The organism is Nitratireductor mangrovi (genome assembly GCF_007922615.2).
Taxonomy (GTDB): domain Bacteria; phylum Pseudomonadota; class Alphaproteobacteria; order Rhizobiales; family Rhizobiaceae; genus Mangrovimarina; species Mangrovimarina mangrovi.
In genome coordinates this window covers 3,784,760-3,797,049 of sequence record NZ_CP042301.2, presented here as the reverse complement: position 1 = coordinate 3,797,049, position 12,290 = coordinate 3,784,760, and the positions used below count along the sequence as shown (strand labels likewise).

General features: G+C 65.4%; 11 protein-coding genes. 3 read left to right on the top strand and 8 right to left on the bottom strand.

Annotated features, from left to right (window positions below):
• Positions 1–14: 14 nt before the first annotated feature.
• Positions 15–908 carry a dihydrodipicolinate synthase family protein gene (locus FQ775_RS18630; protein ID WP_146300436.1) on the bottom strand — a complete coding sequence of 298 codons (894 nt, stop codon included), beginning with the start codon at positions 906–908 and terminating at the stop codon, positions 15–17.
• Positions 909–1,009: 101 nt separating this feature from the next.
• On the opposite strand from FQ775_RS18630, the gene FQ775_RS18625 reads away from it, so the two are divergent.
• Positions 1,010–1,663, top strand: a complete 654-nt coding sequence (locus tag FQ775_RS18625; RefSeq protein WP_146300435.1) for a GntR family transcriptional regulator — start codon at positions 1,010–1,012, stop codon at positions 1,661–1,663.
• A gap of 104 nt (positions 1,664–1,767) precedes the next feature.
• On the opposite strand, the gene FQ775_RS18620 is transcribed toward FQ775_RS18625, so the two are convergent.
• The 3 genes from FQ775_RS18620 to FQ775_RS18610 all read right to left on the bottom strand — a co-directional run bounded on the left by FQ775_RS18620 (position 1,768) and on the right by FQ775_RS18610 (position 4,533).
• Positions 1,768–2,127, bottom strand: coding sequence for a hypothetical protein (locus tag FQ775_RS18620; protein ID WP_146300434.1), 360 nt, complete (start codon positions 2,125–2,127; stop codon positions 1,768–1,770).
• A gap of 135 nt (positions 2,128–2,262) precedes the next feature.
• A complete protein-coding gene (locus tag FQ775_RS18615) occupies positions 2,263–2,598 on the bottom strand; it encodes a hypothetical protein (protein WP_146300433.1) in 336 nt (111 codons plus the stop codon).
• 438 nt (positions 2,599–3,036) lie between these two features.
• Complete coding sequence (locus tag FQ775_RS18610; protein WP_146300432.1) at positions 3,037–4,533, bottom strand: CoA-acylating methylmalonate-semialdehyde dehydrogenase; 1,497 nt, start codon at positions 4,531–4,533, stop codon at positions 3,037–3,039.
• 159 nt (positions 4,534–4,692) lie between these two features.
• Here FQ775_RS18610 and FQ775_RS18605 point away from each other — a divergent pair, with 159 nt between their 5' ends.
• The gene (locus FQ775_RS18605; protein WP_146300431.1) at positions 4,693–5,574 is read left to right on the top strand and encodes a LysR family transcriptional regulator; all 882 of its coding nucleotides are present in this window, start codon (positions 4,693–4,695) and stop codon (positions 5,572–5,574) included.
• A gap of 16 nt (positions 5,575–5,590) precedes the next feature.
• Here the strand turns inward: FQ775_RS18605 and typA are convergent, their stop codons facing one another.
• On the bottom strand, positions 5,591–7,411 hold the full coding sequence (gene typA, locus FQ775_RS18600) for a translational GTPase TypA (protein WP_146300430.1): 1,821 nt from the start codon (positions 7,409–7,411) through the stop codon (positions 5,591–5,593).
• Positions 7,412–7,617: 206 nt separating this feature from the next.
• On the opposite strand from typA, the gene FQ775_RS18595 reads away from it, so the two are divergent.
• A complete protein-coding gene (locus FQ775_RS18595; protein WP_146300429.1) occupies positions 7,618–7,887 on the top strand; it encodes a hypothetical protein in 270 nt (89 codons plus the stop codon).
• Positions 7,888–7,900: 13 nt separating this feature from the next.
• Here FQ775_RS18595 and FQ775_RS18590 read toward each other — a convergent pair whose 3' ends face one another.
• The 3 genes from FQ775_RS18590 to FQ775_RS18580 form a co-directional block, all read right to left on the bottom strand.
• Complete coding sequence (locus FQ775_RS18590; protein ID WP_146300428.1) at positions 7,901–8,986, bottom strand: site-2 protease family protein; 1,086 nt, start codon at positions 8,984–8,986, stop codon at positions 7,901–7,903.
• 101 nt (positions 8,987–9,087) lie between these two features.
• A complete protein-coding gene (locus FQ775_RS18585) occupies positions 9,088–10,500 on the bottom strand; it encodes an MmgE/PrpD family protein (protein WP_146300427.1) in 1,413 nt (470 codons plus the stop codon).
• Between the two features lie 114 nt (positions 10,501–10,614).
• Entirely contained in the window at positions 10,615–12,192 is a 1,578-nt protein-coding gene (locus FQ775_RS18580) for an alkaline phosphatase D family protein (RefSeq protein ID WP_146300426.1), read from the bottom strand.
• Positions 12,193–12,290: the final 98 nt, after the last annotated feature.

Genomic DNA, 12,290 nt, shown 5'->3' with positions numbered 1-12,290 from the left:
CCGGCCCCGTCCGCTCAGAAGCCGGGCAGTTGCGGACGGCTGGCGATGGCCGCCCGGACGATCTGCTCGACCGCGGCTCGCCTTTCGCCCGAGAGCGGCTGGCGCGGCATGCGCACCCGGTCGTTGGTGCCGATTTCGAGCACCTCCGCCAGCTTGATGTTCTGAACGAGGTAGGTCGAGACATCGAGGTCGAGCAGCGGCCGGAACCAGCGATAGATCGCGAGCGCCTCGTCGCGGCGACCGGCCTTCATCAGGCGATAGATTGCGACCGTCTCGTGCGGGAAAGCGGTGACAAGCCCGGCCACCCAGCCGACCGCGCCGACCGAAAGCGCTTCGAAAGCGAGGTTGTCGACACCCGTGAAGAGGTCGAAGCGGTCGCCGAAAGCGTTGATGATGTCGATGGAGCGGCGGATGTCGTCGGAGGATTCCTTGATCGCCACGAAACGCGAGTCGCCGGCCAGCCGCTCCATGACCGGGATGGTCACGTCGACCCGGTAGGCGATGCGGTTGGAATAGATCATCACCGGCAGGTCGCCGGCCGCGGCGACGGCCGAAAGCGTAGCGACGGTTTCGTCGGGGTCGGTGTGATAGATCGGGCTCGGCACGACCATCAGCCCGTCGGCACCGGCCGCGGCCGCCTTCTTCGCCATCGCGCAGGCTTCGCGCGTCCCGGCCTCGTTGACCGTCAACAGGACCGGCCTGCCGCCCGCCGCCTTTCTTGCCGTGGCGAGGACATCGAGCTTTTCGTCTTGGGACAGCATCGGCCCTTCGCCGAGCGAGCCGGCGACGATGAGCCCGTCACAGCCGGCGTCGATCTGCAGGCCGAAGCAGCGCTCCATCTCGTGGTGGTCGAGGCCGTCGTCCTTGGTGAATTTGGTCGTGACGGCAGGGAAAACACCTGTCCACATTGTTCCGCTCCATCTGATATATCAAAGATATATCTGTGACCGTCAAGCGTTGTCAAGCGCCGCCGGTCAGTGATATATCAAAAATATATCAAGGAGCAGCCGTGCCTTCAGAGCAAATACCGAGCGAACCCGCGGCGGCGCGCGCCTACCGAGCGCTGGAAAGGCTGATCGTGACACTCGATCTGGCGCCCGGCAGCGTGACCACGGAGACGGCGCTGGTCGAGCGGATCGGGCTCGGCCGGACGCCGGTACGGGAGGCGATACAACGCCTGTCGTGGGAAGGCCTGATGGAAATCCGCCCACGGGCCGGCATTGCGGTCGCGGCACTTCATGTCGGCGACTGGCGCAAGGTCATCGACGCGCGTCGTGGCGTGGAGATCCTGCTGGCCCGCCAGGCGGCACGCAATGTCGCCAACGAGGCGGCAGAGCAATTCCGCGAGGCGGCACTCGCGATGCAGCGCGCGGTGATCAACGGCAACGTCATCTTTTTCCTCGAGGCCGACAAGGCGCTCGATGAGGCCATGGCGCTCGCGGCGGAAAACCCCTACGCATCACGCCTCGCCGCACCCCTGCAGACCCATAGCCGCCGCTTCTGGTTCCGCTACAAAAGCGATACGGGGCTCACGGAAGCGGCCGAGCATCATGTCGGCATCATCAAGGCGATCCTCGATCGCGACGAGGAAGCCGCCGGCAAGGAAGCGAAACGGCTCATGGCGCTGTTGCGCTCACACGCGGAAGCCGCCGTCCGCCGGTAGAGCCGTTCATCGTTCACAGGATCGTCGAACGGCCCCAACTGCTTGTTTCTGCGCAATTCCGGTCGGAATACCGATTTCCACTTCTCTTGGAATTGCGCTAGCGCCTAGCTGTCGGCGGCCTGCTGAACCGGCTTGCCGGTGTCGAAACCGTCGCCCGCGGCGACGACGCAACTGGCGCCGTCGGTGCCGGTGGCGAGGATAGTCCAGGTGCCGGAGTGCGAGACAAAAATCTCCATGATGGCGCTTCGGTCGACGAGGCCGGTCGCCACCTGCAACTCGCCGAACTGGCGCTCGAGTTCCGCGGCCAGCATGGCCCGTTCGCCACACATCCGGCCGGGCGCCAGCCTCGCCGTCGTCTCGGCTCCGGGTTGTTCCGCTCGATCGCGGCTTGAGGGCATGAGTTGCGATGCAAAGGCGGGAACCACGATCGCGGCCGCAACTGCCGATACCAGAATACGTTTCATGTCTGCCTCCAGAGCGGCACCCGCCCGGCCATCAAGGCGCGGCGGCCTCGCTGGGAGCAGAAAGCGCGGGACGGCCACGCGGTTCCATCACGGAATAAAAGGTGTCGAAAGAAACGCGGCGCGCCGTTGCTGAATCTAACGATCACCCGCAGGCTGGGCCGTGTCCTCAATCGGAGGCTCGACGTCCGTCCAGGAGGTACCAGCGGCCATCAGGCAGGAGCGTCCGGTCGTCCCTGACAAGAGGATCGTCCAGGTTCCCTCTACAGAGGTGAAAAGTTCCAGCAGCGCCCTGTCGCCGGCAAGTCCGAAGCCGCTCTGGCTTTCGCCGTGACGTTCATCGAGCCATTCGACGATGCTGTCGCGGTCGCCACAGGGCCCGCGCGGCAATATCTGCGTCCAGCCCTGGGCCGGCATGAGAGCGACGGATGAGATCAGGAGCGCCGCGGCCCCGCGTATCGCCTTCGTCAACATCACACATCTCCTTGCCTGGTTCCGGCGAAGGAGATGAAAGGCGTCTCGCTACGCCGGAACGGTTGTTGCCGGAATTGACGTCTCCATTGCGTCACCCCTTGTTCTGTTCCGGTTTGCCCTTGGCGGGAACACATTTGTTCCCGCTCTGTTCAGGAATATGGTGACGGGCGTTGCCGGGGGCAAGATACAGTGCTGCTAAGCACGCAGATGTGTCCGCCCGATGAAGCAGCGAAGGCGCGGCCGAAAAGCCGCGCCCTTGAACTGTCTTTCGGGAGCTTCGTGGCTGCCCGCGCGCCCACAGCCGAAAGGCGAGAGCGCGCTCGAGGAAAACGGCCCGGTCAGTTCATGGTCGGAATGACGAACTTGGCCCCGTCCTTGATGCCTGCCCCCGCGACCGCAGCCGAAAGGCGAGGACGCGCAGGCGGAAAGACCGTCCGGTCAGTTCATCGTCGGTATCACGAATTCCGCTCCGTCCTTGATGCCGGACGGCCAGCGCGACGTCACCGTCTTGGTCTTGGTGTAGAAGCGGAAGGCGTCGGGGCCGTGCTGGTTCAGATCGCCGAAGGCCGAGCCCTTCCAGCCGCCAAAGGTGTAATAGGCGATCGGCACCGGAATCGGCACATTGACGCCGACCATGCCGACATTGACGCGGGCGGCAAAATCGCGCGCGGCGTCACCGTCGCGGGTGAAGATGGCGACGCCGTTACCATATTCGTGTTCATCCGGGAGCTTCAGCGCGTCTTCATAGTTGGCGGCGCGCACGACCGACAGCACGGGGCCGAAGATCTCTTCCTTGTAGATGCGCATGTCCGGCTTCACCTCGTCGAAAAGGCAGCCGCCCATGTAATAGCCGCCTTCGTAGCCCTGCATGGAGAAGTCGCGGCCGTCGACCACCAGCTTGGCACCTTCCTTGACGCCGAGATCGACATAGCCCTTGACGCGCTCCAGCGCCTGCTTCGTGACCAGCGGCCCGAAATCGGCGGACGAATCGGTCGAGGGACCGACCTTGAGGCTTTCGACGCGGGGGATCAGGCGCTCGACCAGCCGGTCAGCGGTCTCCTTGCCGACCGGTACGGCGACCGAAATCGCCATGCAGCGCTCGCCGGCCGAGCCGTAGCCGGCGCCGATCAGCGCGTCGACGGTCTGGTCCATGTCGGCATCGGGCATGACGATCATGTGGTTCTTGGCGCCGCCGAAGCACTGGGCGCGCTTGCCGTTGGCCGTGGCGCGCGAATAGATGTACTGCGCGATGGGGGTCGAGCCGACGAAGCCGACCGCCTTGATGTCCGGATCGTCGAGAATGGCGTCGACCACCTCCTTGTCGCCGTTGACGACATTGAGGATGCCGGCCGGCAGCCCCGCCTCGATGAAGAGTTCGGCAATGCGCATCGGCACGCCGGGATCGCGCTCGGACGGCTTCAGGATGAAGGCGTTGCCGGAAGCGATCGCCGGGCCGATTTTCCAGAGCGGGATCATCGCCGGGAAATTGAACGGCGTGATACCGGCCACGACGCCGAGCGGCTGCCGCATGGAATAGATGTCGATGCCCGGGCCGGCGCCTTCGGTGTATTCGCCCTTCATCAGATGCGGGGCGCCGATGCAGACCTCGATTACCTCGAGGCCGCGCTGGATGTCGCCCTTGGCGTCGGCGATCGTCTTGCCGTGCTCGCGGGCGAGCAGTTCGGCGAGGCTGTCATACTCCTGCTGGACCAGATCGAGGAACTTCATCAGGACGCGCACGCGGCGCTGCGGGTTGGTCGCGCCCCAGGCCGGCTGTGCCGCCTTGGCGTCTTCGACCGCCTTGCGCAAATCCGCTGCCGATCCGAGCGCGACCTTGCCGCGCACGGTGCCGTCCATGGGCTGCATCACGTCCTGGCTGCGCCCGCCGGTGGCTGCAACATGCTTGCCGCCGATGAAATGACCGAGTTCCTGCATCGTCTCGCTCCCTGAATTGCTTTGACTGCATTGTCACGCTTAGCCTGGGCGAATGCAACGCGACGCGTCTCGCAACCGTTGTGCAAGAATTGACTAACGAGACTGGCTTGTTCATTATTATTCGCAAAAGGCAATCTCGCGGCATCGGGAGGAGGCGGGATGAATTGGGACGATGTCCGCATTTTCCTCGCGGTGGCGCGCGCGGGCCAGATTCTGGGCGCGGCGCGCCGGCTCGGGATCAATCATGCGACGGTCTCGCGCCGCATCGCCGCGCTCGAGACCAGTCTGAAGACGCGCCTTTTTCGCCGCACGACCTCCGGCAGCGAACTGACCGAGGCCGGCGAACGCTTCCTGGGTGTTGCCGAGCGCATCGAAGCCGACATGATCGCGGCGCGGGCCGAGATCGCCGGCGACGGCGACGAGATTTCCGGAACGGTCAGGATTGGAGCGCCGGACGGCTTCGGCGTTGCTTTCCTCGCGCCCCGTCTGGGCGCGCTCACGGCACGGCATCCCGATCTCGCCGTGCAACTCGTCCCCGTGCCGCGCTCCTTCTCGCTGTCGCGCCGCGAGGCCGATATCGCGATCACCGTCGAACGGCCGACCGAGGGGCGGCTGGTGGCGGCGAAGCTGGTCGACTACACGCTGGGCCTCTACGCCTCGCGTGAATATGCCGAACAGAACGGCCTGCCGGCAACGCCGCGCGACCTGACGGCGCACCGCCTCGTCGGCTATGTCGCGGACCTCGCCATCAGCGCCAGCCTTGACTATGCGGCCGAATTCGCGCCGGCCTGGAACGCGCGTTTCCAGATATCTTCAGCGCTCGGCCAGACCGAGGCCGTACGCGCCGGCGCCGGAATCGGCATCCTGCACACTTTCATCGCGCGCAGCCATCCGGACCTGATCCCGGTCAAGGCCGTACCGCCGATCCGCCGTGCCTACTGGATCGTCTACCACGAAACCGTGCGGCCGCTGCAGCGCGTGCAGGCGGTGACGTCGTTCATCGGGGCCGAAGTCGAAAAGGCAAAGGCGCTGTTCGTGTGAGCGGCCGTGCACTGCGTCAGGCGGTGGCCTTCTGCTTCTCGAAGCGCTTGCGCTCGTGCGGGTCGAGATAAAGCTTGCGCAGCCGGATCGACTTCGGCGTCACCTCGACCAGTTCGTCGTTCTCGATCCAGGCCAGCGCGCGCTCCAGCGTCATGCGCACCGGTGGCGTCAGCTTGACGGCGTCATCCTTGCCGGCGGCGCGCACGTTGGTGAGCTTCTTGCCCTTGAGCACGTTGACCTCAAGGTCGTTGTCGCGGCTGTGGATGCCGACGATCATGCCCTGATAAACCTTGACGCCGGGATCGATGACCATCGGACCGCGATCCTCCAGATTCCACAGCGCATAGGCGACGGCCTCGCCGGGTTCATTGGCGATCAGCACGCCGTTGACGCGGCCGGGCAGTTCGCCCTTGTAGGGCTGGTATTCATGGAAAAGCCGGTTCATCACCGCGGTGCCGCGAGTGTCGGTCAACAGTTCCGACTGGTAGCCGATCAGGCCGCGCGTCGGCGCATGGAAGACCAGCCGCTGGCGGTCGCCGCCGGACGGCTTCAGTTCGACCATCTCCGCCTTGCGCTCGCTCATCTTCTGGACGACGATGCCGGAATGCTCCTCGTCGACGTCGATGACGACCTCCTCGACCGGCTCCAGAAGCTGGCCCGAGTCGTCCTTCTGCATCACGACGCGCGGGCGCGAGACCGCGAGTTCGAAACCTTCGCGGCGCATGGTCTCGATCAGCACGGCAAGCTGCAACTCGCCGCGGCCGGACACGTAGAAGGAGTCCTTGTCGGCCGATTCCTCGATTTTCAGGGCGACGTTGCCTTCGGCTTCGCGCAGCAGACGGTCACGGATGACGCGGCTCGTCACCTTGTCGCCCTCGGTGCCGGCAAGCGGCGAATCGTTGACGATGAAGGACATGGTCACGGTTGGTGGGTCGATCGGCTGGGCCGGCATCGCCGCGCTCACGGCGGGATCGCAGAAGGTGTCGGCGACGGTTCCCTTGGAAAGTCCGGCAATGGCGACGATGTCGCCGGCCTGGGCAGACTCGATCGGCTGCCGCTCCAGCCCGCGGAAAGCAAGGATCTTCGACACACGGCCGCTCTCCAACAACGTGCCGTCGTGATGAAGAACCTTCACGGCCTGGTTGGGCTTCAGCGAGCCGGCCTCGATGCGGCCGGTGATGATGCGGCCGAGGAAGGGGTTGGCCTCCAGGATGGTGCCGATCATGCGGAACGGGCCGTCGGCGACATTCGGCGCCGGTACATGCTTCAGGACAAGGTCGAACAGCGGCGCCAGGCCTTCATCCCTGGGCCCCTCCGGGTTTTCGGCCATCCAGCCGTCGCGGCCCGATCCATAAAGGATCGGGAAATCAAGCTGTTCGTCGGTCGCGTCGAGCGCAGCAAAAAGGTCGAACACCTCGTTGATGACCTCGTCGGCGCGTGCGTCGGGCCGGTCGATCTTGTTGACGGCGACGATCGGCCTCAGGCCGACCTTGAGCGCCTTGCCGACGACGAACTTGGTCTGCGGCATCGGGCCTTCGGCGGCGTCGACCAGAACAATGGCGCCGTCGACCATCGACAGGATGCGCTCGACCTCGCCGCCGAAATCGGCGTGGCCGGGGGTATCGACGATGTTGATGCGGGTGTCCTTCCATTCGACCGAAGTCGCCTTGGCGAGGATGGTGATGCCGCGTTCCTTCTCCAAGTCATTGGAATCCATGGCGCGTTCGGCCACGCGCTGGTTGTCGCGCACGGCGCCGGACTGTTTCAGGAGCGCGTCGACGAGCGTGGTCTTGCCATGGTCGACATGCGCGATGATCGCGATATTGCGGAGGTTCATCTGTCTCTCGGGGGCTGAAAGGCGCGGCAATCGCGGCGGCGCCCGTTTCGTTGCCGCGCTCATACAGCGTTTTTCGCATCTGCGAAAGAGGCTTGGCGCTAAGCCGGCGCGCGGCCGCGTGTCGCCGGAACCTCGGGATTTTCCGCTGAAAAATCACCGAAATTTACGGAACGTTCACCAATTTCCCGCGTTCTAGGCGAATGATGATGCGCCTTCTCGCCCTCAGTCTGATCGTTTCGACCGCTGTCGCCGCCGGCATGTCCGGGTCCGCGCATGGCGAGGCGCCGCCGAAGCAGTCGCCGGTCGCCATGACCGACGATCTCGCCGCCAGCGCCGGCAAGGGTGACGCAACACTCGCCTGGGTCGATCCCGTGGTGACGGGGCCGGTCTCGCCGGAGTTCAAGCGCCGGCAGAAGGAACTCGGCTGCGCGGAGGCCGACTGGCCTCATATCCCCCGCGGTTGCTTCCCGGACTGAGCCATCCAGCTGATTACGTGCCCATTTGCGCGGCACGCAGCATCACCAGTTCGCCAAGATTCTCGATCGTGACATAGCCGACCAGTTTTTGGTCGGCGCCGACAATGCCGACGGCGGGCGCGCGGTCTTGTTGTAGCGCTTCCAGAGTATCGGGGAGCGAGCCTGTCTCTGCAATCAGTGGAATGTCCGTCGTCATGACGTGCAGGACCGGGGTATCGGGTCCGCTCTCGCGCATGCCTTCCACCAGCCCGGCGCGGGTAAGAAATCCGCGCAGCCTGCCGGCTTCGTCGACGACCGGAAATTCGTGCTGCGTGGTGGCGAGAAGCAGATCGGCAGCGTTTGCCAGCGTGGCGTTGGCGGCTAGGCTTTCGAAGGATGTGATCATGGCGTCACGAAGCGCTACGGAACGGACCGCGTCCTGCAGCCCGATTACCTGGGTTTCGGCGGTGGCCGCGAGATAGACGAAGATGGCCACGAAGATCAGCAGCGGGTTGCCGCCGACCAGCCCGAGAAATCCGAAGACGAAGGCGGCGATCTGGCCGACAGTGCCTGCGATCCGGGTTGCCTGGATCCGCGGGTAGCGTATCGACAGGAGCGCGCGCAAGACACGGCCGCCGTCCATCGGAAAGGCAGGGATCAGGTTAAACAGCACCAGCACGATGTTGACGGCGGCGAGCCGCGCCAGGAAGCCGCCGGCTGGATCTTCCAGCGCCGCGAGAGTGTCGGCGTCGAAACGCGCGCCGAGCACGAGCATCAGCGCCCCCGCAATAACGACGTTGACGAGCGGCCCAGCCAAGGCGACGATGATCTCCTCGGACGGCTTTTCCGGCATCTTTTCAAGTTCGGCTACGCCTCCGATCGGCAAGAGCGTGATGCGCGGCGTTGCAATGCCGTAGCGTTTGGCGGCGAGAGCGTGGCCGAGCTCGTGCAAAACCACGCAGGCAAAGATGGCGATGACGAAGGCGATGCCTTCCATTGCCTGGGCCGAACCGCCGCCGCGGAAATGGACAATGCCGATCCAGGCCAGAAGCAGGAAGAAGGTCAGGTGAATCCTGATCTCACTGCCGGCGACGCGGGCAATCGGAAAGGACCATTGCATGGCGATTTCTCCAGCATATCCGATCGAGTCACGCATAATATAGGCGCGCGAGAGGCCCGATCGACAGGCGCCGTGTCGCTGGCGCCTCCGAACCGCCGCCGTTACCGCGCGGCCAGGAGGCGTTCCACCTTCGGCCAGTCCGCGACCGACCAGAGCCTCGGCAGCAGAACGTCGAGTTCTTGCGGCGAGGCAGCACTGCCGTAAAGCGCCAGCGCGCGGGCCTTGGCCTCGATCTCGTGGCGCGAGAGCGTATTTCCGGGATCACCCTTCGGTTCGTCGACGCGCCCCTCGAGGACGTGGCCGTCGCGCGTTTCGACGCTGATCTTTCCGATCCATTGCCGCGGGTAGGCCGCATCCACTTCCGGATCGAGCCGCATCGTCACCCGGTCATTGAACGAACGTGTGGCCGCATCCGACGGGAAGGCGTCGAACTCGGCCATGCCCGCCCGGCCGTGCACGGCGATCAGGCCGAGCGTCGCCGGCATGGAGAATTTCGCCTGGTGTACGCTTCGCGGGTCGGTGACCGGACCCAGCACGTCGATGGCGCCCTGATGGACGTGAGCCGTGATCCTGGCGATGTCTTCGCTCGACAGGCCATGCGCGTGCATGACGGAAAGCAGGGCGTCGGCCGCCGGATGGGTATGGCGGCAGGAGGCGTGGTACTTGAAGGAGGTCTCGGCCAGCGCCCAGCGGGTACCGAGCCGGTCGACGAGCCTTGACGGGTCGGCGTCCTGCGACATGCCGGCGGCCATGCCTTGCGGGCCTTCGAGGATGCGGCGGGCACCGGTGAAGCCGTCGCGGGCGAGCCAGGCGGAGATAAGCCCGTCGCCGGCAGCCTTGGCGGTATGCAACTGCTTGGAATCGGCCGCGTCGCGCAGAAATTCCCACAGGCCCGCGGCCTGGGTGCCGGCCGAGCCGAAGGCGTTCAGCATCCGCTCCGGGTCGAGGCTCAAGAGCCGCCCGACGGCCGCGGCGGCAGCGACCGTTCCCGCCGTCCCGGTTGTGTGGAAGACCTTGTAATGGCTGCGCCCGAGAAACTCGCCGACGCGGATCCCGACTTCGTAGCCGGCCACCGCCGCCGTCAGAACCTCGCGACCGCTGGCGCCGGTCGCCTGCGCCACCGCGAGGACTGCCGGGAAGACAACGGCGCCGGGGTGGAAGACCGAACCATTATGCACGTCGTCCTGTTCGGAAATGTGCGAGGCCGCCGCATTGACCATGGCGGCGAAAAGCGGCGAGGTCGACCTGCGCGAGACCAGAATCTCGGCCGGCCCGTCCGAGGGGCCCATGGTTTCGGCAAGGCGCTCGATCGCGACGATGGCCGGTTTTCCCTTGCCCGAAAGCGCCGAACCGCCCCAGTCGACAAAAAGCTCGACGGCGCGGGCAATCACGCTGGCGGGAATGTCCTCGAAGCGCATCCCGGCCGCGAAGCAGGCCAGGGTCGCGCTTTCCTCGCCTGCCGTCTCGGCGGCGCGGAGCGTGCTCGCGTGTTGCGGATCGGCATGCAGGGTCATGCCACCGTTCTAGCACGGCACGGTTCGATCGCCACCGGCGCGAATCGGCAAAAAGCGGCCCGCCCTGAGGGCGGGCCTCCATGTTTCGTCGCCGGGCGGCCCGGGCCGACCGACTCAGGCCGGGCGGACCGGGTCGAGCGTCGTCTTCCATAGCTCGTTGTCGTCGCGGTCCATCAACCGAACGGTCAACTGTTCGGTCTGCCCGTCGATGTCGACGAGGCCGAAGAACTGCAGCCCGGCGGATGGCGGCAGGTTGACGCCCTGGTCCGGCGCCGGCGCCTTCACGAAACGCACTTCGGGCCCGAAGGTCATGTCGAGGTCGTTGGGGCCGAAGGTGCCGGCATGGATGGGGCCGGAGACGAATTCCCAGAAGGGCGTGAAGTCCTGAAACTGTGCCCGCGAGGGGTCGTAATGGTGCGCGGCCGTGTAGTGGACATCGGCCGTGAGCCAGACCGTGTTCTCGATGCCGGCATTCCTGATGAAGCGCAGCAGGTCGGCGACCTCGAGCTCGCGCCCCTTGGCCGGGCCGTGGTCGCCATTGGCGATCGCCTCGGTGCCTGCCCGCTCGGAGAAATTGTCCCAGATGATGAGGCCGATCGGCATGTCGGAGGCAATCACCTTCCAGGTCGCCTTGGAGGCGGCAAGCTCGCGCTTGAGCCATTTGATCTGCTCGGCCCCGAAGACACGCGACGCGTCCGTCATCTCGTCTTCCATCGACGGGCCGTTCGGGCCGCGATAGGAGCGCAGGTCGACGAAGAAGATGTCGAGCAGCGGCCCGTAGGCGATCTTGCGATAGACGCGGCCAGGCTCGGCCGGCTGGTATCGGATCGGCGTCATCTCGTGGAAGGCGCGTGCGGCACGGGCCGCGAGCAGCGCGACCGACTTCTCGGTGTAGCGATCGTCGCCGGCAAGATCCTTGGATGCCGACCAGTTGTTCACGACCTCGTGGTCGTCCCACTGGAAGAAGGTCGGGCAGGCCGCGTTGAGCGCGCGGCAATGCTCGTCGAGAAGATTGTATTTCCACTGGCCGCGATATTCGTCGAGCGTCTCGGCGACCTTGCGCTTTTCGTCCGGGAGGACCTTGTTGAGCCATTTGGAGCCGTCCTTCAGCTCCACCTCGTCCTTCATCGGCCCGTCGGCATAGATCGTGTCGCCGGAATGCAGGAAGAAGTTCGGCTGGTGCCTGGCCATCGTCGCGTAGGTGTACATGCCCTTGTCGTCGATGCCCCAGCCCTGACCGGCGGTGTCGCCCGACCATGCAAAGCGGATATTGCGCCGCGAGGCGGGCGCGGTCCTGAACCGGCCGACGATCGGCTCGGATGCCGCGTTGGCGTCGGACAGGTCGGTGGCGACCATGCGGTAAAAGACCTCCTGATCGGCGGGCAAGTTTTCCAGCAGCCGCTTGACGGCGAAATCGCTCTCGGGAAGCGCGTCGAGCGGCGCGAGCCGCGCGGCATCGGCAAAACTCTCGGTCGACGCCACTTCGAAGGCAACCTTCGCCGGGCGGTCGACCCGGGCCCAGATGACGCCGGAGCTCATGTCGACGTCGCCTGACTGGACGCCGTGGGTGAAGACCGGGCGCGCATTGGCACGGGAATAGTGTGGGAGGGCGAGCCCCGAGCCGGCGACGATGCCGGCGGCACCGGCACCCGCGAGCAGGCTGCGACGGGACATTCTTGTCAGTTGGGTCATGGCTGTCTTCCTCGATGGCTGGACAGCGCGCACGATCGGAGCCTTACGTTGCAGGTCTTTGTCGGCTGCATGAAATATTTCTGACGTTGCACGAAAAA